This window comes from Microbacterium sp. NFH-22A-Y, assembly GCF_021401375.1.
Lineage (GTDB): Bacteria > Actinomycetota > Actinomycetes > Actinomycetales > Microbacteriaceae > Microbacterium > Microbacterium hominis.
The window spans coordinates 1,051,456-1,074,213 of sequence record NZ_JACBGF010000002.1; the positions used below are offsets into that span (position 1 = coordinate 1,051,456).

Consider the following 22,758-nt stretch of genomic DNA (forward strand, 5'->3'; position numbering starts at 1 on the left):
GCGCGTCTGAGCTAGACGTGCATGCGCGCACGAGAGCGGTAGCGCCTGTCGTGGACGGCGCGATGCGGACGGTCCCCGTCCACATGCCTACGAAGGAGAACTCGTGGAGTCCCTCTCCGAGATCCAGACCGAGAACATCGAGAACGTCGAGAACACGGAAGCCGCCGGCGACGCCGCCGCGACCGAGGTGACCGACGCCCCCACCGCCGAGGAGACCCCGGCGGAGGAGACCCCCGTCGAGGAGGCCGCCGCCGAGGAGGCTCCCGCGGAGGAGGCTCCCGCGGAGGAGGCTCCCGCGGAGGAGCCCGTCGCGCCGGAGGAGCCCGCCGCCGAGGCCGTCCAGAGCGAGGCCCCCGACGTCGAGGTGCCCTCGGATGCCGAGGCCCCCGCCGCCGCGAGCGAGGAGGCGCCGGTCGTCGAGAAGCCCGTCAAGGCGCCGCGCAAGCGTGCCCCGCGCCGTGCGAAGAGCACCGACGTGCCGGCCGCCGAGGCGACGGATGCCGAGGCTCCCGCCGCCGAGACCGCCGCCGCCGAGACCGTCGTCGAGACCGCCGACGCGCCCGCCGCCGAGAGCGCGGACGCGCCCGCCGAGACCGTCGCGCCGGCGGAGACCCCCGACACCGCGGCTGCGGCGACCGACGCCATCGCCCCGTCCGGTGAGGGCGAGACCGCTCCTGCCCAGGACGAGACGGCTGCCGACGCTGCAGCCGCCGACGCCACGGCATCCGGCGAGAACGCGGCCGAGGGGGAGACCCCGAGCCGCAGCCGCAGCCGTTCGCGCAGCCGCAGCCGCAACCGCGGCCAGCGCGGCGAGAACGCCCAGGCCGCGCAGAACGCCCCGGCCACGCAGGGCGGCCAGAACGCGCCGGCCGCTCCCGCGGCCCCCGCCGAGGACAACACGTCGAACGACGACGCCGACGAGCAGGGTCAGGGACGCGGTCGTCAGCGCAACAAGCGTCGCGGCGGACAGAACCAGAACGGCGACGAGTTCGAGACCGAGATCGGCGAGGACGACGTCCTCATCCCGATCGCCGGCATCCTGGACGTGCTCGACAACTACGCGTTCGTGCGCACGACGGGCTACCTGCCCGGCGCCAGCGACGTCTACGTCTCGCTCGGCCAGGTCAAGAAGTACAACCTGCGCAAGGGCGACGCCGTCGTCGGCGCCATCAAGCAGCCGCGCGAGGGCGAACAGTCGAGCCGCCAGAAGTACAACGCGCTGGTGAAGGTCGACGCCATCAACGGCCTGTCGGTCGACGACGCCGCCGAGCGCGTCGAGTTCGGCAAGCTCACGCCGCTCTACCCGCAGGAGCGCCTGCGCCTGGAGACGGCGCCGGAGAAGCTCACGCAGCGCATCATCGACCTCGTCGCCCCGATCGGCAAGGGCCAGCGCGGTCTCATCGTCGCGCCGCCGAAGGCCGGCAAGACGATCGTCCTGCAGCAGATCGCGAACGCGATCGCGACGAACAACCCCGAGGTCCACCTCATGGTCGTGCTCGTCGACGAGCGCCCCGAAGAGGTCACCGACATGCAGCGCACGGTCAAGGGCGAGGTCATCGCCTCGACCTTCGACCGCCCGGCCGAAGACCACACGACCGTCGCGGAGCTCGCCATCGAGCGCGCCAAGCGCCTCGTGGAGCTCGGCCGCGACGTCGTCGTGCTGCTCGACTCGATCACGCGTCTCGGCCGCGCCTACAACATCTCGGCGCCCACCAGCGGCCGCGTGCTCAGCGGTGGCGTCGACGCGTCGGCCCTGTACCCGCCCAAGCGCTTCTTCGGTGCCGCCCGCAACATCGAGAACGGCGGATCGCTCACCATCCTCGCGACGGCGCTCGTGGAGACCGGCTCCAAGATGGACGAGGTCATCTTCGAGGAGTTCAAGGGCACCGGCAACAGCGAGCTGCGCCTGTCGCGTCAGCTGGCCGACAAGCGCATCTTCCCCGCCGTCGACGTCAACGGTTCGTCCACGCGCCGCGAGGAGATGCTGCTGAACCCCGACGAGGTCAAGATCACCTGGAAGCTGCGTCGCGCCCTCGCCGGCCTCGACCCGCAGCAGGCTCTCGAGGTGGTCCTCGGCAAGCTCAAGGAGACGAGCTCGAACGTGGAGTTCCTCTACCAGATGCAGAACGTGCAGATGAAGTCGGTGTCCACGACCGCCGGCGGCCACAGCCACGGACACGAGAACAGCATCCGCTGAGCGGGACCGTGTTCGAGTCCGTCCAGGCGCTGATCGACGAGCACCGCGCGGTCCAGGAGGAGCTCTCCGACCCCGCGGTGCACGCCGATGCCGCCCGCGCGAAGCGCGTCAACCGTCGCTACGCCGAGCTGTCGAAGATCGTCGCGGCGCACGACGCGTGGCGTGCGGCGGACGACGACCTCGCCGCCGCGCGTGAGCTCGCCCGTGAGGACGACGCCTTCGCCGACGAGGTCCCGGTCCTCGAGGAGCGGGTCGCCGCCGCGCAGGAGAAGCTGCGGCGCCTGCTCATCCCGCGCGACCCCGACGACGCGCGCGACGTGATCCTCGAGGTCAAAGCGGGGGAGGGCGGCGCCGAGTCGGCCCTGTTCGCGGCCGATCTCCTGCGGATGTACCTGCAGTACGCGGCATCCATGGGGTGGAAGACCGAGCTGCTGGAACGCAACGAATCCGATCTGGGCGGCTACAAGGACGTCCAGGTCGCGATCAAGGGCAGCTCGACCGACCCGGCGCAGGGGGTGTGGGCCCACCTCAAGTACGAGGGCGGCGTGCACCGTGTGCAGCGCGTGCCGGCGACCGAGTCGCAGGGGAGGATCCACACGTCGACGACGGGTGTCCTCGTCTTCCCGGAGGTCGACGAGCCCGAAGAGGTGCAGATCGACGCGAACGACCTCAAGATCGACGTGTTCCGCTCGTCGGGTCCGGGTGGACAGTCCGTCAACACGACCGACTCCGCGGTGCGCATCACGCACCTGCCGACCGGCATCGTCGTCTCGATGCAGAACGAGAAGAGCCAGCTGCAGAACCGCGAGGCCGGCATGCGGGTGCTGCGTGCCCGGCTGCTCGCCAAGCAGCAGGAGGAGCGGGATGCCGCGGCATCCGACGCCCGCCGTTCGCAGATCCGCGGCATGGACCGTTCCGAGCGCATCCGCACGTACAACTTCCCCGAGAACCGCATCGCCGACCACCGCACCGGCTACAAGGCCTACAACCTCGATCAGGTCATGGACGGCGCCCTCGGGCCCCTCATCGAGTCGGCCATCGCCGCCGACGAAGAGGCGCGGCTGGCGGCGCTCGGCGGCGACTGACCGCACGGTTCGTCGCGTGCCGACGGATGCCGCTACGCTCGCGTCATGATCACGTTCCTCCTGCGCGCCCTCGTCTTCCTCGCGTCGGCGGCGGTCGGCCTCATCGTCGCCGACATCGTGCTGCCCGGCTTCACGATCGACTGGCGCAGTCCGTTCGGGTTCATCCTGGCGATCGTGATCTTCGCGGTGCTGCAGAGCGTCCTCGCCCCGTGGCTCGCGCGCGTCGCCCAGCGCAACGCGCCGGCCTTCCTCGGCGGCATCGGCATCGTGTCGACCTTCGTCGCCCTGCTCGTCACGGCGATCATCCCGGGGGCGGGGCTCACGATCGGATCGCCCTGGTGGACCTGGGTGGTCGCCCCGATGATCGTGTGGGTCGTCACCGCGATCGCGGCGTTCCTGCTGCCCGCGGTGCTCCTCAAGAAGAAGGTCGAGAGCCGGCGCGCGTCCTGACGATGCGTCAGATGTAGTACTCCGGCGTCGTCAGCAGCGCGCGGGTGTCTTCGCCCGCGCGGCGCGTGCGCGCCTTCGCGGGAACGCCGACCAGCACCGAGTCCTCCGGTGCGTCGCGCGTGACGACCGCGTTGGCCCCGATGACGGATCCGGCGCCGATGCGCACGGGGCCGAGGATCTTCGCGCCGGCGCCCACCGCCACGCCGTCGCCCAGGGTGGGGTGGCGCTTGCCCGCGTCGCGGGTGCGTCCGCCGAGGGTGACGCCGTGGTAGAGCATGACGTCGTCACCGATCTCGGCCGTCTCGCCGATCACGACGCCCATGCCGTGGTCGATGAAGAAGCGCCGCCCGATGGTCGCACCGGGATGGATCTCCACCCCGGTCAGCCAGCGCGTCAGCTGCGACAGGGCCCGGGCCGGAAAGCGCCAGCCGCGCCGCCACAGGGCGTTCGCCAGGCGGTAGGACCAGATCGCGTGCAGGCCGGAGTAGAGCACGGCGATCTCCGCCGCGCCGCGGGCTGCGGGGTCGCGCAGCTTCGCGGCGGCGATGTCCTCGCGGACGCGGGCGAACGCCCCGAGTCGCGGCGCGGCGGAGGGGCCGGTGGTGCGGGTCACGTCGGGGATCAGTCCTCGCGCAGGTGCTCGTAGAGCGCCGTCGAGAGGTACCGCTCGCCGAAGGACGGGATGATCACGACGATGTTCTTGCCCTCGGCCTCGGGGCGGGCGGCGATCTGCAGTGCGGCCCAGATCGCGGCGCCGGAGGAGATGCCGACGAGGATGCCCTCCGTGGTCGCGACCTCGCGGGCGACGCGGATCGCGTCGTCGAACTCGACGTCGACGACCTCGTCGATGACGCCCTGATCGAGGATCTCCGGGATGAAGTTCGGTCCGATGCCCTGGATCTTGTGCGGCCCGGGCGTGCCCTTGGTCAGCAGCGGGGAGTCGGCCGGCTCGACGGCGATGACCTTCGCCTCCGGCACCCGCTCCTTCAGCACCTGGCCGACGCCGGTGATCGTGCCGCCGGTGCCGATGCCGGCCACGAAGTAGCCGATCTCGCCGTCGGTGTCGCGGAGGATCTCCTCGGCCGTCGTCTTGCGGTGGATGGCGGGGTTGGCCTCGTTGGCGAACTGCTTTGCGAGGATGGCGCCGGGCGTCGCGGCGGCGATCTCCTCCGCCTTCGCGACGGCGCCCTTCATGCCGAGCGCGGGCTCGGTGAGCACGAGCTCGGCACCGTAGGCCTTCAGCAGCAGACGACGCTCGACCGACATCGACGCGGGCATCGTGAGGATGACCTTGTAGCCGCGTGCGGCGCCGACCATCGCCAGCGCGATGCCGGTGTTGCCGCTCGTGCCCTCGACGATCGTGCCGCCCGGCTGCAGCGCGCCCGCCGCTTCGGCGGCGTCGACGATCGCGATGCCGAGGCGGTCCTTGACGGAGGACGCCGGGTTGTAGAACTCGAGCTTGGCGAGCACCGTGCCGGGCAGGCCCTCGGCGATGCGGTTCAGACGCACCAGGGGAGTGTTGCCGAATGCGCTCGTGATGTCGGGGTGGATGCCGGACATGGCCTGCCTTTCGTGCGGTCGGGTGCCGCCCGGTCGTGCGTGATCGCGTCGCCGTCGGCGTCTCGCACCAGCCTAAGCGCCCGATCTGCTCCGGAGTCGATTGTGACGATTCTTCACGGGTGCACGGGCCTCCCGCGCGGCATCCGCCGGCGGGCGCGACTAGGGTGGGAGGGCTCATGATCCCCCCGCACGATTCCGGCGCGCCCGCACGACGCGCTGCCACCGGCCTGTCCGACCTGCTCCGACGGGCGACGCAGACGCTCGCCGCCGCGGGGGTGCAGACGCCCGACGTCGATGCGGAGCTGCTGGCGGCGCACGTCTGGGGCCGCACGCGCGGAGAACTGCTCGCCGCGGCTCTGCGTGGCGACGACGTCCCCGATGACACGACGGCGTTCGAGGCGCTGATCGCCCGCCGCGCCGCCCGTGAGCCGCTCCAGCACCTCACGGGCACGGCTCCTTTCCGCCATCTCGAGCTGCGGGTGGGTCCGGGAGTCTTCGTGCCGCGGCCCGAGACCGAGATGGTCGCCCAGCTCGCCATCGACGCGCTGCGCGCCGTGCCGGATGCCGAGCCCGTCGCCGTCGACCTGGGCACCGGCTCGGGCGCCATCGCGTTGGCGATGGCCACGGAGGTGCCGCACGCGCAGGTGCACGCGGCGGAGAACGCGCTCGACGCGTTCGTGTGGGCGAAGGAGAACTTCGCCCGGCACGCGCCGCAGGCGCGCCTGGCGTTCATCGACCTCGCCGACGCGTTCCCGGAGCTCGACGGCTCGGTGGCCGTGCTCGTCTCCAACCCGCCCTACGTCCCCGACGCCGCCGTGCCGCGCGACCCGGAGGTGCGCCACTGGGACCCGCCGTCGGCGCTGTACGGGGGAGAGGACGGCCTGGACGTCGTCCGCGTGCTCTCCCGGGTCGGCCGGCGTCTGCTGCGCCCCGGGGGGACCCTCGTGATCGAGCACGGGGAATGGCAGGGCGGCCCCATCCGCGCGCTGCTGGAGGCCGACGGCTGGCGCGCGTGCGCCACGCATCCCGACCTCACCCTCCGCGACCGGGCGACGACGGCCCTCCGCCCCTGACCTTCCGGTCGTCGAGCGAGCGCAGCGAGTCGAAACGTCGCGTGCCTTCCGGTCGTTGAGCGAGCGCAGCGAGTCGAAACGTCGCGCGCCTTCCGGTCGTTGAGCGAGCGCAGCGAGTCGAAACGTCGCGCGCCTTCCGGTCGTCGAGCGAGCGCAGCGAGTCGAAACGTCGCGCGGGTGAAACGTAGACTGGACACGATATGTCTGAGTTCTTCGACGCCCGCGACACGGAGCAGCTGCTTCCGGGTCTGCGCAAGGCACGGCAGGCGATCGGGCGCGGTGAGCTCATCGTCATGCCGACGGACACCGTGTACGGCATCGCGGCCGACGCGTTCAGCGCCAGCGCCGTCGCCGCGCTCCTGGCGGCGAAGGGGCGCGGGCGCCAGTCGCCCCCTCCGGTCCTGGTCGCGGGCCTGTCGACGATGCGCGCCCTGGTCTCGGACGTTCCGGCTCCCGTGGAGCGACTGGTCGAGGAGTTCTGGCCGGGCGGGTTGACGATCGTGCTGCCGTCGCAGCCCTCCCTGTCGTGGGACCTCGGCGACACGGGCGGCACCGTGGCGGTGCGCATGCCCGCCGACCGCATCGCGCTCGAGCTGCTCGAGGACTGCGGCCCGCTGGCGGTCTCCAGCGCCAACCTCACCGGCAAGGCCGCGGCCGTCGACGTGCACAGCGCCTACACGATGCTCCGCGACAGCGTCTCCGTCTACCTCGACGGGGGACCGTCCTCGCACGGCGTCGCGTCGACGATCGTCGACGCGACGGGACTCGCCGTCCCGGGAGGGCGTCCCGTCCGGGTGCTCCGCGAGGGCGCCGTCCCGCGCGACCGGCTCCGCGAGGTGCTGGGCGAGCTGCTCGAGCCCGACCCCGAGCCGCTCGGCGACGACGCGCCCGCGCCATGAGGTTCTATCTGCTCACCGTCGCCGTGACGGCCGTGGCGACCCTCGGCTTCACCTGGGTCGTCTGGCGGATCGGGATGCGGCTCAAGCTGTACCCCGAGATCCGTGAGCGTGACGTCCACACCACGCCCAAGCCGCGCGTCGGCGGTGTGGCCATGTTCCTCGGCGTGCTGGTGGCCTTCGGCATCTCCTCGCAGATCGGCTACTTCCAGATCTTCTGGGCCGATCCGGCGGTCATCTGGTCGCTGCTCGGCGCCTCCGCCCTGATCGTCGTCGTCGGCGTGCTCGACGACCTGTGGGATCTGGACTGGATGATCAAGCTGGGTGCGCAGTTCCTCGCCGCCGGCATCGTGGTGGGCTTCGGCGGCATCCAGATCTTCTTCATCCCGTTCGGCCAGCAGTTCGTGGTGTCGAGCTTCGCGAGCTTCGCGATGTCGGTGATCGCGATCGTCATCGTCATGAACGCGGTCAACTTCATCGACGGACTGGACGGCCTCGTCGCCGGGGTCGCTCTCATCGCCAACGCGGTGTTCTTCGTGTACACCTACCTCGTCGCGCGCGACACGGGCGCATCGAGCTACTCGAGCCTCGCCTCGTTCATCGCCGTCGCCCTCATCGGTGTGTGCATCGGCTTCCTGCCGCTGAACTGGAACCCGTCGAAACTGTTCATGGGAGACTCGGGGGCGCTCCTGCTCGGACTTCTCATGGCGTCGTCGGCGATCGTGTTCACGGGCAACCTGCCGCCGGCGCTGCTCGGCGACAACGACGTGTTCGGCCGCTCGCAGCTGCTGGGTGCGTTCATCCCCATCCTGCTGCCCGTCGTCGTCGTGCTGCTGCCGCTGCTGGACTTCGGGATGGCGATCGTGCGCCGCATGGCGCGCGGGAAGTCGCCCTTCTCTCCCGATCGCAAGCACCTGCACCACCGCATGCTCGACATGGGGCACAGCGACCGCGACGCCGTCCTCATCTTCTACGCGTGGACGGCCGTGGTGTCGGTGGGCGTGCTGCTCATGTACATCGGGACGACCCAGAACTGGCCGGGGGACTACGCGATCGGCGGGGTGTTCGTCCTCGTCGGCATCGCGGCCTGCCTCGTCGTCACCTTCATGCCGTCCCGGCGTTCCGCCCCCACCGCTGCCGACGGCGCCGCGGCGCCCCCGTCCGATCCGACCCCGAGGACCTCATGAGCTCCCTGTCCAGCACCACCGTCCTGCGCACGACCCTCCTGTGGTCGGCCCTCGCCACCGGCATCCTGGCCGTCGTCGGCGCGCTGATCGGCTTCGCCGTGGCCGGGACCTCCGGTCTGTGGAGCGCGCTGGTCGCGATCGTCCTCGCGGCGGTCTTCCTCGGGTTCACGGCGGTCACGATCCTCGTGTCCAACCGGTGGTTCGGCGATCCGCTGTACGTGCCGATCTTCTTCGGCGCCGTGATGGGCGGATGGCTGCTGAAGTTCGTCGTCTTCCTCGTCGTGCTGTTCCTGCTGCGGGGCCAGCCGTGGCTGAATGCCGGCGTGTTCTTCATCGCGCTCGTCATCAGCGTGGTGGTCTCGCTCGCGATCGACGCGATCGTGATGGTGCGCATGCGCGTGCCCGTCGTCAGCGACGCCTCGCTGCCCACGCTCGCCGACGTCATCGACGAAGCGCGACGCCCGGCGCCCCCGGAAAGGGGGGATGCCGAGGACGGTCCGCGGCCCGCGGACGATAACCCCTCCCGGGGCTGATAGGCTGTCTCTGCGCCCGTTCGCGCTCCGCGAAACGCGTGCGCAGTGACGCTCACACCGACCATCGTCGCACCGGTTGCATCCGGTGCCCCGAAGCTGGAGCCAGCGCTGTTTACCCAAGCTGCGACACTGATCGCCAAGACCGCCGAAGACGGCGGCTTCCACGGCCCGTCCATCGATGAGTTCTTCCCGGACGTCCTCTTCAGCGTCCTGGGCGTCCCCGTCACGCGGATCCACCTCATCCAGTTCATCGCGACGATCGCTCTCGTGCTGTTCCTGTGGGCCGGAACCCGTCGCATGCGGATCGTGCCGGGCCGTTTCCAGAGCATCGCCGAGATGGGCCTGGACTTCGTCCGCGTGAACATCGCCGAAGACCTCCTGGGCAAGAAGGACGGGCAGCGCTTCCTGCCGATCCTCACCACGATGTTCTTCATGATCCTGTTCTTCAACATCACAGGCATCATCCCGTTCATGAACCTCGCCGGGACGAGCATCATCGCCGTCCCGCTGATGCTCGCGGTGATCAGCTACGTGACGTTCATCTACGCGGGTATGAAGAAGAGCCCGAAGAACTTCTTCAAGAACGCGCTGTTCCCCTCGGGCGTCCCGCCGTTCCTCTACATCATCGTCACGCCGCTGGAGTTCCTGTCGACGTTCATCATCCGCCCGGTGACGCTCACCCTGCGACTGCTGATGAACATGATCGTCGGTCACCTCATGCTCGTCCTGTTCTTCTCGGCGACGCAGTTCTTCCTCATCACCCTCGGCGGCTGGTGGTCGGCTCTGGCGGCGGGCTCGCTCGCCTTCGGTCTGGCCTTCACCCTGTTCGAGATCCTGGTGGCCTTCCTCCAGGCCTACGTCTTCACCATCCTCACCGCGGTCTACATCCAGCTCGCGGTGGCAGAAGAGCACTGAGCGGGCGAGGCTCCCGCCTCTCCCACCCAACCCCGAAAGGAAAAACCCCGTGGACGCAACTACGGTTCTCGCCGAGCTTTCCGGCAACGTCGCGACGATGGGCTACGGCCTCGCGGCCATCGGCCCCGCCATCGGCGTGGGCATCGTCGTCGGCAAGACGATCGAGGGCGTCGCCCGTCAGCCCGAGCTGGCCGGCCGCCTGCAGGTCCTCATGTGGATCGGTATCGCCTTCACCGAGGCGCTCGCCTTCATCGGCATCGCTGCCGGCTTCATCTTCGTCTGATCGCCCGCACCAGTTAAGGAGACAGGATGCGCAATCTTGTCGCGTACGCCGCGGAGGAAGCGGGCCACAACCCGCTCATCCCCGCCTGGTACGACATCATCTGGTCGGGTGTCTGCTTCATCGTCATCCTCGTCGTGGTGTGGAAGGTCGCCCTTCCCAAGATGAAGGTGCTGCTCGACAACCGTGCCGCCGCCATCGAAGGCAACATCGCGAAGGCCGACGAGGCGCAGCGCAAGGCCGAAGCCGCGCTCGAGGAGTACACGGCGCAGCTCGCCGAGGCTCGCAAGGAGGCCGGTGAGATCCGCGACGCCGCCCGTGAGGACGGCAAGAAGATCGTCGCCGAGGCGAAGGACACGGCATCCGCCGAGGCCTCGCGCCTGACCGCCGCCGCGCACACGCAGATCGAGGCGGAGCGCCAGACGGCGCTCGTGTCGCTGCGCAGCGAGGTCGGCACCCTGGCGCTCGACCTGGCCGGCGGCGTCATCGGCGAGTCGCTCTCGGACGACGCCAAGGCGAAGGGCGTCGTGGACCGCTTCCTCGCTGACCTCGAGAAGGCGAAGTAATGGGCAGCGCGACCACTCAGGCACTGGCGACGACCACGGCGGAGCTGACGGCAGCCGGCGTGGGCGACCTCACGGTCGCTCGCGAGCTGTTCGCGGCCGCGCGCGAGATCGCCGACTCGGCGCAGCTGAGCGGCGCGCTCTCCGCATGGGGCGCGCCTGCCGAGGTGCGCGCCCAGGTCGCCCGCGCCGTGTTCGCCGGGTACGGTCCCGTCGCCGTCCGGCTGCTGACCTCCGCGGTCTCGCAGCGCTGGTCGTCGACGCGCGACCTCATCTCCGGCATCGAGGAGCTCGCGATCCGCGCCGCCGCGATCGGGGCTCCCGGCACGGACGTCGAGGGCGAGCTGTTCCAGGTCGCACGCCTCGTCGCGGCCAACCCCGAGCTCGAGCTGGCGCTCGGCAGCAGGCGGGGCGACGCGTCGGCCAAGGGCGCGCTGATCGAGAAGCTGCTCGGCGGTCGGGCGGGAGAGGCCACGGCCCTCATCGCCTCGCAGCTGGTGCAGCAGCCCCGGGAGCGCCGTGTGCGCTTCCTTCTGAACCGCGCGCTCCAGCTCGTCGCCGACCAGCGCGGCAAGAAGGTCGCCACCGTGCGGGTGGCCGGCGCGCTCGACGCCGCGCAGCAGGATCGCCTCGCGGCCGCGCTGAGCGCCCGCTACGACGCCGACGTCACCGTGAACGTCGTCGTCGACCCGGAGGTGCTGGGCGGAATGCGCGTGGAGATCGGTGACGACGTCATCGACGGGACCGTCTCCTCCCGAATCAACGACTTGCGCCAGCGCCTCGCTGGCTAGAACAGAAGGAACACCATGGCAGATCTGACCATCAGCCCCGACGTCATCCGTGACGCGCTGAAAGACTTCGTCGCCGCCTACGAGCCGGCCGGCGCCGCCGCCACCGAGGTGGGCACGGTCGTCGACGCCGCCGACGGCATCGCGCACGTCGAGGGTCTTCCCGGCGTCATGGCGAACGAGCTCGTGCGTTTCGACAACGGCGTGGAGGGCCTCGCGCTGAACCTCGACGAGAACGAGATCGGCGTCGTCGTGCTCGGCGAGTTCTCCGGCATCGAGGCCGGCCAGAAGGTCACCCGTACCGGTGAGGTCCTGTCGGTCGCCGTCGGCGACGGCTACCTCGGCCGCGTCGTCGACCCGCTCGGCAACCCGATCGACGGCCTCGGCGAGATCGCCACCGAGGGGCGCCGCGCCCTCGAGCTGCAGGCGCCCGGCGTCATGCAGCGCAAGAGCGTGCACGAGCCCATGCAGACCGGCATCAAGGCCATCGACGCGATGATCCCCGTCGGCCGCGGTCAGCGTCAGCTCATCATCGGCGACCGTCAGACCGGCAAGACGGCCATCGCGATCGACACGATCATCAACCAGAAGGCCAACTGGGAGTCGGGCGACGTCAACAAGCAGGTCCGCTGCATCTACGTCGCCATCGGTCAGAAGGGCTCCACGATCGCCTCCGTCAAGGGTGCGCTCGAGGACGCCGGTGCCATGGAGTACACGACGATCGTCGCGGCCCCGGCATCCGATCCCGCCGGCTTCAAGTACCTCGCGCCCTACACGGGCTCGGCCATCGGCCAGCACTGGATGTACGGCGGCAAGCACGTCCTGATCATCTTCGACGACCTGTCGAAGCAGGCCGAGGCCTACCGCGCCGTCTCGCTCCTCCTGCGCCGCCCGCCGGGCCGTGAGGCGTACCCCGGCGACGTGTTCTACCTGCACTCGCGTCTGCTGGAGCGTTGCGCGAAGCTGAGCGACGAGCTCGGCGCCGGCTCGATGACGGGTCTTCCGATCATCGAGACGAAGGCCAACGACGTCTCGGCCTACATCCCGACCAACGTGATCTCGATCACCGACGGCCAGATCTTCCTGCAGTCCGACCTGTTCAACGCGAACCAGCGTCCCGCGGTCGACGTGGGCATCTCGGTCTCGCGCGTCGGCGGCGACGCCCAGGTCAAGTCGATCAAGAAGGTCTCGGGAACGCTCAAGCTCGAGCTGGCCCAGTACCGCTCGCTCGAGGCGTTCGCCATGTTCGCCTCCGACCTCGACGCGGCATCGCGCCGTCAGCTCGAGCGCGGTGCGCGTCTGACCGAGCTGCTCAAGCAGCCGCAGTACGACCCGTACCCCGTCGAGGAGCAGGTCGTGTCGATCTGGGCCGGCACCAACGGCAAGCTCGACACGATCGCGGTCGAGGACGTGCTCCGTTTCGAGCGCGACCTGCTCGACTACCTCAAGCGCAACACGACGATCCTCGACACGCTCCGCGACACCAACGTGCTCGACGACGCGACGGTCGCCGAGCTCGAGAAGGTCACCGACGCCTTCATCCTCGAGTTCCAGGGCGGCAAGGGCCAGGCCATCAACAAGCCCGGTCACGAAGAGGTCGCCGCCGCGCACGAGGAGGACGTGAACCAGGAGCAGATCGTCAAGGGCCGCCGCGGCTGACGCCCGGCGCGATCTGAGACAGAGAATCCATGGGAGCACAACTCAGGGTCTACAAGCAGAAGATCTCTTCTGCTCAGACGACCAAGAAGATCACGAAGGCGATGGAGCTCATCGCGGCTTCGCGCATTCAGAAGGCGATGGCGCGCGTGCGCGCCTCCTCGCCCTTCGCGCGCGCCGTGACACGGGCCGTCTCCGCCGTGGCGACGCACTCGAACGTCCAGCATCCCCTCACGACGGAGCGGGAGACGATCCGCCGGTCGGCGGTCGTCATCTTCGCCTCCGACCGAGGGCTCGCCGGTGCCTTCAACTCGCAGATCCTGCGCGAGGGCCTGCAGCTCGGTGAGCTGCTGCGCTCCCAGGGCAAGGAGGTCGAGTACTTCCTCGTCGGGCGCAAGGCGGTGGGCTACTTCCAGTTCCGCCGCATGGCGTCGGCCGGCGAGTGGGTGGGCGACACCGACACTCCGCACTTCAACACCGCCGAGCAGATCGCGGGCGCCCTGCTGGACGCCTACGACCGCGGCGGCGAGGAGGAGGGCGGCGTGGACGAGATCCATCTCGTCTTCAACCGCTTCGTCAGCATGATGACCCAGGAGCCGCAGACCGTTCGTCTGCTGCCCCTCGAGGTCGTCGAGGCGGACGAGGTCGTCGAGTCCGCCGGCGCGGCCACCCAGGTCTACCCGCTGTACGAGTTCGAGCCCAGCCCCGAGGTCGTCCTCGACGCGCTGCTGCCGGTGTACGTGCAGAGCCGCGTGTTCAACGCGCTCCTGCAGTCGTCGGCCGCGAAGCACGCCGCGACCCAGAAGGCGATGAAGAGCGCCAGCGACAACGCCGACAAGCTCATCACCGACTACACCCGCCTGCGCAACAACGCGCGTCAGGCCGAGATCACTCAGCAGATCGCCGAGATCGTCGGCGGTGCCGACGCCCTGGCATCCGGCAAATAACGCCCACACCGAAAGAGACAGACAATGACTGCCACCGCCACCGCCGAACAGGCCGAGACGACGGTCGTCGGGCGCGTCGCACGCGTCACCGGCCCGGTCGTCGACATCGAGTTCCCGCACGATGCGATCCCCGACATCTACAACGCGCTGAAGACGACCATCACGATCGGCGACGACGCGACGGAGATCACCCTCGAGGTCGCGCAGCACCTCGGCGACGACCTGGTGCGCGCCATCTCGCTCAAGCCCACCGACGGCATGGTCCGCGGCCAGGAGGTGCGCGACACCGGCGGCCCCATCACGGTCCCGGTCGGCGACGTCACCAAGGGCAAGGTGTTCAACGTCACCGGCGACATCCTGAACCTCGAGCCCGGCGAGACCGTCGAGATCACCGAGCGCTGGGGCATCCACCGCCAGGCGCCGAACTTCGACCAGCTCGAGTCGAAGACCGAGATGTTCGAGACCGGCATCAAGTCCATCGACCTGCTGACGCCCTACGTGCAGGGTGGCAAGATCGGCCTGTTCGGCGGCGCCGGTGTCGGCAAGACCGTCCTCATCCAGGAGATGATCCAGCGCGTCGCGCAGGACCACGGCGGTGTGTCGGTGTTCGCCGGTGTCGGTGAGCGTACCCGTGAGGGCAACGACCTCATCGGCGAGATGGAGGAGGCGGGCGTCTTCGACAAGACCGCGCTCGTCTTCGGCCAGATGGACGAGCCGCCGGGGACGCGTCTTCGCGTCGCGCTGTCGGCGCTGACGATGGCGGAGTACTTCCGCGACGTGCAGAAGCAGGACGTGCTGCTGTTCATCGACAACATCTTCCGCTTCACGCAGGCGGGCTCCGAGGTGTCGACCCTTCTCGGTCGCATGCCGTCGGCCGTGGGCTACCAGCCGAACCTCGCCGACGAGATGGGTGTGCTGCAGGAGCGCATCACCTCCACGCGCGGTCACTCGATCACCTCGCTGCAGGCGATCTACGTGCCGGCCGACGACTACACCGACCCGGCGCCGGCCACGACCTTCGCGCACCTCGACGCGACGACCGAGCTCTCCCGCGAGATCGCGTCGAAGGGCCTCTACCCGGCCATCGACCCGCTGACCTCGACCAGCCGCATCCTGGACCCGCGCTACATCGGCGAGGACCACTACCGGGTGGCGACGGCCGTGAAGCAGATCCTGCAGAAGAACAAGGAGCTGCAGGAGATCATCGCGATCCTCGGTGTCGACGAGCTGTCCGAAGAGGACAAGATCGTCGTCTCGCGTGCCCGCCGCATCCAGCAGTTCCTCTCGCAGAACACCTACATGGCGAAGAAGTTCACCGGTGTCGAGGGCTCCACGGTCCCGATCAAGGAGACCATCGAGTCGTTCGACGCCATCGTCAAGGGCGACTTCGACCACGTGGCCGAGCAGGCCTTCTTCAACGTCGGAGGCATCTCCGACGTCGAGGAGAAGTGGGCGAAGATCCAGAAGGAGAACAGCTGACATGGCGCTGACCGTCACCCTCGTCTCCGCGGAGGAGGAGGTCTGGCACGGCGAGGCGAATCTCGTCGTCGCCAAGACCGTCGAGGGCGAGATCGGCTTCATGACCGGTCACGAGCCCGTGCTCGCGATCCTCGCCGAAGGGCAGGTGCGCATCACGCAGCCCGACGGGACGAAGGTCGTCGCCAGCGCGCAGGATGGATTCCTGTCGATGGAGGGCGACGAGCTCACCATCGTGGCCGGCCACGCCGCACTCGCGTCTCGCTGAAAACCTCGAGAAACCACTTCCCTCTCGACGAACCACCGCTCCGGTGGTTCGTCGGCAGGGGAGTGGTTTCTCACTGTTGGGAGGCGTGATGCTGATCCTGCTGCCGCCGTCGGAGACGAAGCGTCCCGGCGGACGGGCGTCCCGGCCGCTGGATGTCGGGTCGCTGGCCCTGCCCGCGTTGACCGACGCCCGCGAGGCCGTGATCGATGCGCTGATCGCCCTCAGCGCGGACGAGGACGCGGCGGCCGCCGTGCTCAGACTCTCCGCGCGCCAGCGCGGCGACATCGCCGACAATGCCGCACTGCGCCGCGCGCCGACGATGCCGGCGATCGATCGCTACACGGGCGTCCTCTTCGACGCCCTGGATGCCGCGACGCTGGAGCCCGCGGCGCGCCGCTGGCTCGGCGCGCACGTCCTCATCCACTCCGCGCCGTTCGGCCCGGTCGCCGCGCTCGACGCGATCCCCGCCTACCGTCTCGCCGCGGGCACCGCGCTCCCCGGCATCCCGCCGCTGCGTCGCCACTGGGCCGGCGCCGTGTCGTCCGCGCTGGCGGCCGAGGCTCCCGCGTTCGTCCTCGACCTGCGCTCGGAGGCCTACGCGGCTCTGGGGCCGGTCCCGTCCGGACTCCGCTGCGCCTACCTGCGGGTCGTGACCGTCGGCGACGACGGGACCGCTCGGGCCCTCAACCACTTCAACAAGGCCGGCAAGGGCGCCCTCGTACGCGCCCTCGCCCAGACCCGGCCGCGCATCTCCACGATCGACGCGCTACTGCGCTGGGCGACGGCGAACGACGTCGTCCTGCGCGAGGGCGCGGCGGGCGAGATCGAGCTCGTCGTCTGACGGCCCCGTGCCGTCAGTCGCGTGAGGTGTTCGCGGCCGTGCGCTCGGTGTTCTCGGCGATCGCGACCAGCGCGACGCCGGCCTCGATGACGAACCGCAGCACGACGACCGCGAGGAACGCGAGCACGGGGACCACGATGAGCGTCGAGAGGATCAGGGCGATGCCGCCGCCCGGGTTCCACCACAGCGAGCCGATTCCCGAGATGATCCCGCCGAGGAAGCTCGCGATGAAGGCGATGCCGATGGCGACCAGCCCCACGAGGTAGAAGACGCTCGCGAGGCGGCGGGTGATGAACCGCGTGAACGACAGGTCGAACAGGGCGGCGAGGAAGCCGCGGCCGATGTCGTCGAGATCGCCCACGAGCCGGGGCACCCCCGTGTCGTCGACGCCGGCGATCCCCTCGGGGCGGGGCATCTCGCGGGCGGCCTCCTCTGCGGGTCGCTCGGGCAGGGGCGGCGGTGTGGGTGCGGACGGCTCGGTCATGGCGTCTTCCTCCGGATGGCGGTGGGCGGGATGGGGACAGGCTATCGATCGGCGCGACCGCCCCGGGAAGACCCACCGCAACAGACGTCGCGCTCGTCGGGGCACTACCAATACGATGTGAGCCGAGCGGGCCAGGGTGGTCGTGCTCGACGGCGAGACTCGCCGGGGGAGGTTTTCATGGATGACTACTCGGGAGGCAGCGCGGCTGCGGCTGCGGCTGCCCTGATCGCGCTCGCATTCTTCATCTTCATCTTCGCGGTGATCGGCTACGTGATCAGCGCTTTCTTCTTGATGAAGATCTTCGACAAGGCCGGTGTCCAGGGCAAGTGGCGCGCCTGGGTCCCGATCTACAACTTCATGGTGTTCGCCAAGCTCGGCGACGTCAGCCCGTGGGTGATGCTCGGGGCCATCCTGGCGTCGGGCCTGCTGAGCCAGATCCCCGTCCTCGGATGGATCATCGCCCTGCTCCCCATCGTCGTCGGGGCGCTGGCCGCGTGGCGCGTCGGCCTCAAGCTCCAGAAGGAGACCCCCTGGGTCATCCTCTACGTGCTCCTCGGCATCGTCTGGCTCGGCATCCTCGCGTTCGACAAGTCGCGCTGGAACCCGAGCGTCGCACCGGCACCGTGGGCCGCGAACGGCTTCCTCGCCGACCGCACCGTGTGGCAGGGCGTTCCCGTCCAGGCCACCGGCGCCGCTCCGGCCGGGTACCAGCCGCCGGCCTACCAGCCGCCGGCACCGCCCGCGGGATACCAGCCGCCGGCGCCGCCCACGTACCAGCCGCCCGCGGCCACGCAGCCGCCCGCGGCGCCCGAGCCTCCGACGACGGAGCCCCCCGCGGCTCCGGAGCCGCCGCGCTCCTGATCGCACCTTCTCACCTCGACCGCCCGGGTTCGCTCACAGCGCACCCGGGCGGTTGAGCGTGGACGGCGCGCGGGCGTAGCGTCGTCTCGCGCTCATCTCACGCTCATCTCGTGGGGCGCGGGAAGGTGGTGCCGTGCTCGGCAGGATCCTGGTGCGCTACATCGCACCGTCATGGCCGCTGCTCGTGCTGGTCGTCGTCTTCCAGCTCGGCCAGTCGGTCGCCTCGCTGCTGCTGCCCACGCTCAACGCCGACATCATCGACAAAGGTGTCATCACCGGCGACATCGGCTACATCTGGCAGACCGGCGGCGTCATGCTCGGCGTGAGCCTGGTGCAGATCGTGTGCTCGCTCATCGCCGTGTACTTCGGGTCGCGGCTCGCGATGGGACTCGGCCGGGCGCTGCGCGCGGACCTGTTCCATCGCGTGGTGGCCTTCTCGCAGCGGGAGGTGGGCCAGTTCGGCGCGCCGTCGCTGATCACCCGCAACACCAACGACGTGCAGCAGGTGCAGATGCTCGTGCAGATGTCGGCGACGGTCATGGTGGCCGCTCCCATGCTGGCGATCGGCGGCATCGTCATGGCGGTGCGACAGGATGCCGGGCTGTCCTGGCTCGTCGCGGTGTCGGTCCCCGTGCTCCTGGTGATCGTGTCGCTCATCGTGGTGCGGATGGTGCCGGCCTTCACCAAGATGCAGGCCCGCATCGACCGGATCAACCAGATCATGCGCGAGCAGCTCACCGGCATCCGCGTGGTCCGCGCCTTCGTGCGCGAGGACGAGGAGCGCGCCCGGTTCACCCGCGCGAGCGAAGACGTCATGGAGACGGCGCTTCGCGCCGGCAACCTGATGGCGCTGATGTTCCCCGCGGTCATGCTCGTGATGAACCTCTCCTCCGTCGCCATCATCTGGTTCGGCGCTGCGGAGGTGCAGGACAACGGCGTGCAGATCGGCACGCTCTTCGCGTTCCTGAGCTACATGATGCAGATCCTCATGGGCGTCATGATGGCGACCTTCATGTTCGTGATGATCCCGCGCGCGGCGGTGTGCGCCGACCGCATCGGCGCCGTGCTGGACACCGAGCCCTCGGTCCGGGCCCCGCAGACGCCGGTGCCGGCCGCGCGCGGTGGCGGCCGGGTCGTGTTCGACGACGTGGAGTTCACCTACCCCGGTGCCGAGGCGCCGGTGCTGCAGGGCATCAGCTTCCAGGCCGAGCCGGGCACCACCACCGCGATCATCGGCTCGACCGGGTCGGGCAAGTCCACGCTCGTCGGGCTCATCGCGCGCCTCTTCGACGTGACCGGGGGCAGTCTCACGGTCGACGGGGTGGACGTGCGCACGATGGATCCGGACGATCTCTGGGAGCGGGTGGGGCTGGTGCCGCAGCGGGCGTTCCTGTTCGCGGGCACCGTCGCCTCCAACCTCCGCTACGGCGACGAGGACGCCACCGACGAACAGCTGTGGCGGGCGCTGGAGCTCGCCCAGGCGAAGGACTTCGTGACGGCGCTCCCGGGAGGACTCGAGGCCCAGATCGCGCAGGGCGGCACGAACGTCTCCGGCGGCCAACGTCAACGCCTCGCGATCGCCCGTGCGCTCGCCAAGCAGCCGGAGATCTACATCTTCGACGACTCGTTCTCGGCGCTCGACCTGCAGACCGACGCGGCGCTGCGCCGAGCACTGGACATGCATCTGCCCGGCGCCACGCGCATCGTCGTCGCCCAGCGCGTCTCGACGATCCAGAGCGCCGACCAGATCATCGTCCTCGACCACGGTCGCATGGTCGGCATCGGCGCGCACGAGGAGCTCCTGGAGACCAGCGAGACCTACCGCGAGATCGTCGAGTCGCAGCTCGCCGCGCAGGAGGCATCGTGAGCGGCCCGGGGCCCCGCGGCCCGCGCGGCGGCCCGATGGCCGGGGGCGCGCCGGTGCAGAAGGCGCAGAACTTCGGCCCGAGCGCGCGTCGCCTGCTCGCCACCCTGCGCGTGGACAACGCGAAGCTCGTGGTCGTCCTGATCCTGGGTGTGCTGTCGGTGGGGCTCTCGGTGCTCGGACCGAAGATCCTCGGCGAGGGCACGAACGTCGTGTTCGCCGGATTCATCTCGATGCAGGTGCCGGCCGGGGCGACCAAGCAGCAGGTCATCGACCAGCTCGTCGCCAGCGGCAATCAGCAGCAGGCCGACATGCTCTCCGCGATGGACTTCACGCCCGGCGCCGGCATCGACATGGGCCGGCTCGGCACCATCCTGCTCGCCGTCCTCGCGATCTACGTGTTCGCGGCGGTCTTCAACTGGCTCCAGGCCCGTCTGCTCAACGGCATCGTCCAGCGCGCGATGCACCGGCTGCGTGTCCGCGTGGAGGAGAAGATCCACCGCCTGCCCCTGTCGTACTTCGACGGCGTGCAGCGCGGAGAGCTCCTCAGCCGCGTGACGAACGACGTCGACAACATCGGCCAGACGATGCAGCAGACGCTGTCGCAGGTCATCATGTCGCTGCTCACCGTGGTGGGCGTGCTGGTGATGATGTTCGTGATCTCGCCGCTGCTCGCCGTCATCGCGCTCGTCACGATCCCGCTGACCGTCCTGGTCACCGTGCTCGTGGCCCGTCGTTCGCAGAAGCTCTTCGTGGCCCAGTGGAAGGCCACCGGCATCCTGAACGCACGCGTCGAGGAGACCTTCTCGGGCCACGCCGTCGTGAAGGTCTTCGGGCACCAGCGGGCGGTGGAGCAGGACTTCGCGGTCGAGAACGAGGAGGTGTACCGCGCGAGCTTCGGCGCGCAGTTCCTCTCCGGCGTGATCATGCCCGCGATGATGTTCATCGGCAACCTCGTCTACGTCGGCATCGCCGTCGTCGGCGGTCTCCAGGTGGCCGCGGGACTGCTCTCGATCGGCGATGTGCAGGCCTTCATCCAGTACTCGCGCCAGTTCACCCAGCCGCTCAGCCAGCTGGGGTCGATGGCGAACCTGCTGCAGTCCGGCGTCGCCAGCGCCGAGCGCGTGTTCGAGCTGCTGGACGAGCCCGAGCAGGAGCCCGATCCCGATCCGGCGGCGACCGCGCCCGCCGACGCCGCTCACCTCGAGTTCGACGACGTGAGCTTCCGCTACGTGGCCGACAAGCCGCTCATCGACGGGCTGACCCTCGAGGCGCAGCCGGGAAGCACCGTCGCGATCGTCGGGCCCACGGGTGCGGGCAAGACCACGCTCGTGAACCTCATCATGCGTTTCTACGATGTGGATGCCGGGGCGATCGCGCTCGACGGGGTCGACACCCGGCGGATGACCCGCGACGACCTGCGGGCACGCACCGGCATGGTGCTCCAGGACACGTGGCTGTTCTCGGGCACCATCCGCGAGAACATCGCGTACGGGCGTCCGGAGGCGTCGGAGGAGGAGATCGTCGCGGCGGCCACGGCCGCCTACGTCGACCGGTTCGTGCACGCCCTGCCGGAGGGCTACGACACGGTGCTGGACGACGAGGCGACGAATCTGTCGGTCGGTGAGCGCCAGCTCATCACCATCGCCCGCGCCTTCCTCGCCGATCCCCGCATCCTCATCCTCGACGAGGCGACCAGCTCGGTCGACACCCGCACCGAGCTGCTCATCCAGCGGGCGATGTCGCGCCTTCGCACCGACCGGACCGCGTTCGTGATCGCGCATCGGCTCTCGACCATCCGCGACGCGGACCTGATCCTCGTGATGGAGGAGGGCTCGATCGTCGAGCAGGGCACCCACGAGCAGCTGCTCGCCGCGCGCGGTGCGTACCGCCGGCTCTACGACGCGCAGTTCGAGGCGCCCGTCGACGACGAGGGGATCGCCGACCTTCCGCCGAGCGGTGCGCCTGTCGGCGGGGTGCGGGGCTGAGGCGTCCACTAGAGTGGGACCGTGCCCGAAGCCGCGACCCATTCGCGCACCATCCCGCTCGCGGACGGTGTGCTCGAACTGCAGTGGTCGGAACTGACCCACCGCGGTCGGCGGCGCGAGGTCAATCAGGATGCGGTCCTCGCCGAGTATCCGCTCTTCGTCGTCGCCGACGGCATGGGCGGGCACATCGGTGGGGAGATCGCCAGCAGCAGCGCGGTCGCGCGCCTGGAGTCGATCGCCGCCAAGGGCGAGGTGACCCCCAAGAGCATCGAGAAGGCGCTCGCACGGGCCGTCGCCGACATCGCCTCGCACCCCGATGCGACCGACGACGGGACGGGCACGACCGTCACCGGCGTGTACCTCGACACCTCGACACCCGAGCCGACCTGGGTCACCCTCAACATCGGCGACTCCCGGGTCTACCTCTTCCGTGACGGCGGCCTCGCCCAGGTGACGACGGACCACTCCGTCGTGCAGGAGCTCATCGCCGCGGGACGGCTGAGCCCGGAAGAGGCGGAGAACCACCCCTACGGCAATGTGATCACCCGCGCCGTGGGCCCCTCCGACGGCGTCGCGCCCGACTACGTCCGCCTCGAGGTCATCGACGGCGACCGCTTCGTCATCTGCAGCGACGGGCTCACCAAGGAACTCACGGACTACGGCATCCTGCATTTCCTCCTGCAGCACGATGACCCGAGTGCGGCGGCCGACGACATGCTCGAGGCGGCGCTGGAGAACGGCGGCCGCGACAACATCTCGATCATCGTCCTCGACGTCCACCGCACGGGTTCCTCCCCGGCAGCCGACTGACGCCTTCCCTCCACCGATCGTCCGCATCCGCGGTCG

At 69.8% G+C, this 22,758-nt stretch carries 23 protein-coding genes; 20 read left to right on the forward strand and 3 right to left on the reverse strand.

Annotated elements, in window-relative coordinates:
• Nucleotides 1-103: 103 nt before the first annotated feature.
• The 3 genes from rho to L0965_RS10710 are packed head-to-tail and all read left to right on the forward strand — an operon-like array spanning nucleotide 104 to nucleotide 3,732.
• Entirely contained in the window at nucleotides 104-2,197 is a 2,094-nt protein-coding gene (gene rho, locus L0965_RS10700) for a transcription termination factor Rho (protein ID WP_101306632.1), read from the forward strand.
• An 8-nt stretch (nucleotides 2,198-2,205) separates the two neighbouring features.
• The gene (gene prfA / locus L0965_RS10705; protein ID WP_060958901.1) at nucleotides 2,206-3,282 is read left to right on the forward strand and encodes a peptide chain release factor 1; all 1,077 of its coding nucleotides are present in this window, start codon (nucleotides 2,206-2,208) and stop codon (nucleotides 3,280-3,282) included.
• A 45-nt stretch (nucleotides 3,283-3,327) separates the two neighbouring features.
• Complete coding sequence (locus L0965_RS10710; protein ID WP_060958900.1) at nucleotides 3,328-3,732, forward strand: phage holin family protein; 405 nt, start codon at nucleotides 3,328-3,330, stop codon at nucleotides 3,730-3,732.
• 7 nt (nucleotides 3,733-3,739) lie between these two features.
• On the opposite strand, the gene epsC is transcribed toward L0965_RS10710, so the two are convergent.
• A complete protein-coding gene (gene epsC, locus L0965_RS10715; RefSeq protein WP_060958899.1) occupies nucleotides 3,740-4,345 on the reverse strand; it encodes a serine O-acetyltransferase EpsC in 606 nt (201 codons plus the stop codon).
• Between the two features lie 8 nt (nucleotides 4,346-4,353).
• A complete protein-coding gene (gene cysK, locus L0965_RS10720; RefSeq protein ID WP_061782498.1) occupies nucleotides 4,354-5,292 on the reverse strand; it encodes a cysteine synthase A in 939 nt (312 codons plus the stop codon).
• A 176-nt stretch (nucleotides 5,293-5,468) separates the two neighbouring features.
• Between cysK and prmC the strand changes: the two genes are divergently transcribed.
• The 13 genes from prmC to L0965_RS10785 all read left to right on the forward strand — a co-directional run bounded on the left by prmC (nucleotide 5,469) and on the right by L0965_RS10785 (nucleotide 16,715).
• Complete coding sequence (gene prmC / locus L0965_RS10725; RefSeq protein WP_101306631.1) at nucleotides 5,469-6,365, forward strand: peptide chain release factor N(5)-glutamine methyltransferase; 897 nt, start codon at nucleotides 5,469-5,471, stop codon at nucleotides 6,363-6,365.
• Nucleotides 6,366-6,565: 200 nt separating this feature from the next.
• Nucleotides 6,566-7,264 carry an L-threonylcarbamoyladenylate synthase gene (locus tag L0965_RS10730; RefSeq protein WP_061782497.1) on the forward strand — a complete coding sequence of 233 codons (699 nt, stop codon included), beginning with the start codon at nucleotides 6,566-6,568 and terminating at the stop codon, nucleotides 7,262-7,264.
• Complete coding sequence (locus tag L0965_RS10735) at nucleotides 7,261-8,448, forward strand: MraY family glycosyltransferase (protein ID WP_101306630.1); 1,188 nt, start codon at nucleotides 7,261-7,263, stop codon at nucleotides 8,446-8,448. Before L0965_RS10730 ends, L0965_RS10735 begins: the two co-directional genes overlap by 4 nt.
• The gene (locus L0965_RS10740; protein WP_101306629.1) at nucleotides 8,445-8,981 is read left to right on the forward strand and encodes a hypothetical protein; all 537 of its coding nucleotides are present in this window, start codon (nucleotides 8,445-8,447) and stop codon (nucleotides 8,979-8,981) included. Before L0965_RS10735 ends, L0965_RS10740 begins: the two co-directional genes overlap by 4 nt.
• 45 nt (nucleotides 8,982-9,026) lie before the next feature.
• Nucleotides 9,027-9,896 carry a F0F1 ATP synthase subunit A gene (atpB, locus tag L0965_RS10745; RefSeq protein ID WP_101306628.1) on the forward strand — a complete coding sequence of 290 codons (870 nt, stop codon included), beginning with the start codon at nucleotides 9,027-9,029 and terminating at the stop codon, nucleotides 9,894-9,896.
• Nucleotides 9,897-9,945: 49 nt separating this feature from the next.
• Nucleotides 9,946-10,179 (forward strand): ATP synthase F0 subunit C, encoded by a 234-nt coding sequence (gene atpE, locus L0965_RS10750; RefSeq protein ID WP_060958893.1) that lies wholly within the window; start codon nucleotides 9,946-9,948, stop codon nucleotides 10,177-10,179.
• Nucleotides 10,180-10,205: 26 nt separating this feature from the next.
• Entirely contained in the window at nucleotides 10,206-10,742 is a 537-nt protein-coding gene (locus L0965_RS10755) for a F0F1 ATP synthase subunit B (protein ID WP_060958892.1), read from the forward strand.
• A complete protein-coding gene (locus L0965_RS10760) occupies nucleotides 10,742-11,530 on the forward strand; it encodes a F0F1 ATP synthase subunit delta (RefSeq protein ID WP_101306627.1) in 789 nt (262 codons plus the stop codon). Before L0965_RS10755 ends, L0965_RS10760 begins: the two co-directional genes overlap by 1 nt.
• 15 nt (nucleotides 11,531-11,545) lie before the next feature.
• Complete coding sequence (atpA, locus tag L0965_RS10765) at nucleotides 11,546-13,186, forward strand: F0F1 ATP synthase subunit alpha (protein ID WP_061782495.1); 1,641 nt, start codon at nucleotides 11,546-11,548, stop codon at nucleotides 13,184-13,186.
• Nucleotides 13,187-13,215: 29 nt separating this feature from the next.
• Nucleotides 13,216-14,130: a F0F1 ATP synthase subunit gamma gene (locus L0965_RS10770; protein ID WP_101306626.1), complete on the forward strand. Its 915-nt coding sequence runs from the start codon at nucleotides 13,216-13,218 to the stop codon at nucleotides 14,128-14,130.
• 24 nt (nucleotides 14,131-14,154) lie between these two features.
• Nucleotides 14,155-15,609, forward strand: a complete 1,455-nt coding sequence (gene atpD / locus L0965_RS10775; protein WP_060958888.1) for a F0F1 ATP synthase subunit beta — start codon at nucleotides 14,155-14,157, stop codon at nucleotides 15,607-15,609.
• Between the two features lies 1 nt (nucleotide 15,610).
• Nucleotides 15,611-15,874, forward strand: a complete 264-nt coding sequence (locus tag L0965_RS10780; RefSeq protein ID WP_060958887.1) for a F0F1 ATP synthase subunit epsilon — start codon at nucleotides 15,611-15,613, stop codon at nucleotides 15,872-15,874.
• Nucleotides 15,875-15,962: 88 nt separating this feature from the next.
• On the forward strand, nucleotides 15,963-16,715 hold the full coding sequence (locus tag L0965_RS10785) for a YaaA family protein (protein ID WP_101306625.1): 753 nt from the start codon (nucleotides 15,963-15,965) through the stop codon (nucleotides 16,713-16,715).
• A gap of 13 nt (nucleotides 16,716-16,728) precedes the next feature.
• Here the strand turns inward: L0965_RS10785 and L0965_RS10790 are convergent, their stop codons facing one another.
• Nucleotides 16,729-17,199: a DUF4282 domain-containing protein gene (locus tag L0965_RS10790; protein ID WP_101306624.1), complete on the reverse strand. Its 471-nt coding sequence runs from the start codon at nucleotides 17,197-17,199 to the stop codon at nucleotides 16,729-16,731.
• Between the two features lie 177 nt (nucleotides 17,200-17,376).
• On the opposite strand from L0965_RS10790, the gene L0965_RS10795 reads away from it, so the two are divergent.
• The 4 genes from L0965_RS10795 to L0965_RS10810 all read left to right on the forward strand — a co-directional run bounded on the left by L0965_RS10795 (nucleotide 17,377) and on the right by L0965_RS10810 (nucleotide 22,722).
• The gene (locus tag L0965_RS10795) at nucleotides 17,377-18,060 is read left to right on the forward strand and encodes a DUF5684 domain-containing protein (RefSeq protein WP_060958884.1); all 684 of its coding nucleotides are present in this window, start codon (nucleotides 17,377-17,379) and stop codon (nucleotides 18,058-18,060) included.
• A 133-nt stretch (nucleotides 18,061-18,193) separates the two neighbouring features.
• Entirely contained in the window at nucleotides 18,194-19,927 is a 1,734-nt protein-coding gene (locus L0965_RS10800; RefSeq protein ID WP_101306623.1) for an ABC transporter ATP-binding protein, read from the forward strand.
• A gap of 35 nt (nucleotides 19,928-19,962) precedes the next feature.
• Nucleotides 19,963-21,912 (forward strand): ABC transporter ATP-binding protein, encoded by a 1,950-nt coding sequence (locus tag L0965_RS10805; protein WP_060958903.1) that lies wholly within the window; start codon nucleotides 19,963-19,965, stop codon nucleotides 21,910-21,912.
• 21 nt (nucleotides 21,913-21,933) lie between these two features.
• A complete protein-coding gene (locus tag L0965_RS10810; protein WP_101306622.1) occupies nucleotides 21,934-22,722 on the forward strand; it encodes a PP2C family serine/threonine-protein phosphatase in 789 nt (262 codons plus the stop codon).
• Nucleotides 22,723-22,758: the final 36 nt, after the last annotated feature.

What these genes read in the sequence shown, in the direction of transcription:
- L0965_RS10780 (WP_060958887.1), top strand. Translation starts at nt 15,611, where the DNA reads ATGGCGCTGACCGTCACCCTCGTCTCCGCGGAGGAGGAGGTCTGGCAC.
- L0965_RS10735 (WP_101306630.1), top strand. Translation starts at nt 7,261, where the DNA reads ATGAGGTTCTATCTGCTCACCGTCGCCGTGACGGCCGTGGCGACCCTC.
- atpD (WP_060958888.1), top strand. Translation starts at nt 14,155, where the DNA reads ATGACTGCCACCGCCACCGCCGAACAGGCCGAGACGACGGTCGTCGGG.
- L0965_RS10710 (WP_060958900.1), top strand. Translation starts at nt 3,328, where the DNA reads ATGATCACGTTCCTCCTGCGCGCCCTCGTCTTCCTCGCGTCGGCGGCG.
- L0965_RS10790 (WP_101306624.1), bottom strand. Translation starts at nt 17,199, where the DNA reads ATGACCGAGCCGTCCGCACCCACACCGCCGCCCCTGCCCGAGCGACCC.
- L0965_RS10740 (WP_101306629.1), top strand. Translation starts at nt 8,445, where the DNA reads ATGAGCTCCCTGTCCAGCACCACCGTCCTGCGCACGACCCTCCTGTGG.
- L0965_RS10770 (WP_101306626.1), top strand. Translation starts at nt 13,216, where the DNA reads ATGGGAGCACAACTCAGGGTCTACAAGCAGAAGATCTCTTCTGCTCAG.
- L0965_RS10730 (WP_061782497.1), top strand. Translation starts at nt 6,566, where the DNA reads ATGTCTGAGTTCTTCGACGCCCGCGACACGGAGCAGCTGCTTCCGGGT.
- cysK (WP_061782498.1), bottom strand. Translation starts at nt 5,292, where the DNA reads ATGTCCGGCATCCACCCCGACATCACGAGCGCATTCGGCAACACTCCC.
- atpA (WP_061782495.1), top strand. Translation starts at nt 11,546, where the DNA reads ATGGCAGATCTGACCATCAGCCCCGACGTCATCCGTGACGCGCTGAAA.
- L0965_RS10795 (WP_060958884.1), top strand. Translation starts at nt 17,377, where the DNA reads ATGGATGACTACTCGGGAGGCAGCGCGGCTGCGGCTGCGGCTGCCCTG.
- L0965_RS10805 (WP_060958903.1), top strand. Translation starts at nt 19,963, where the DNA reads ATGGCCGGGGGCGCGCCGGTGCAGAAGGCGCAGAACTTCGGCCCGAGC.
- L0965_RS10760 (WP_101306627.1), top strand. Translation starts at nt 10,742, where the DNA reads ATGGGCAGCGCGACCACTCAGGCACTGGCGACGACCACGGCGGAGCTG.
- prmC (WP_101306631.1), top strand. Translation starts at nt 5,469, where the DNA reads ATGATCCCCCCGCACGATTCCGGCGCGCCCGCACGACGCGCTGCCACC.
- L0965_RS10785 (WP_101306625.1), top strand. Translation starts at nt 15,963, where the DNA reads ATGCTGATCCTGCTGCCGCCGTCGGAGACGAAGCGTCCCGGCGGACGG.
- L0965_RS10755 (WP_060958892.1), top strand. Translation starts at nt 10,206, where the DNA reads ATGCGCAATCTTGTCGCGTACGCCGCGGAGGAAGCGGGCCACAACCCG.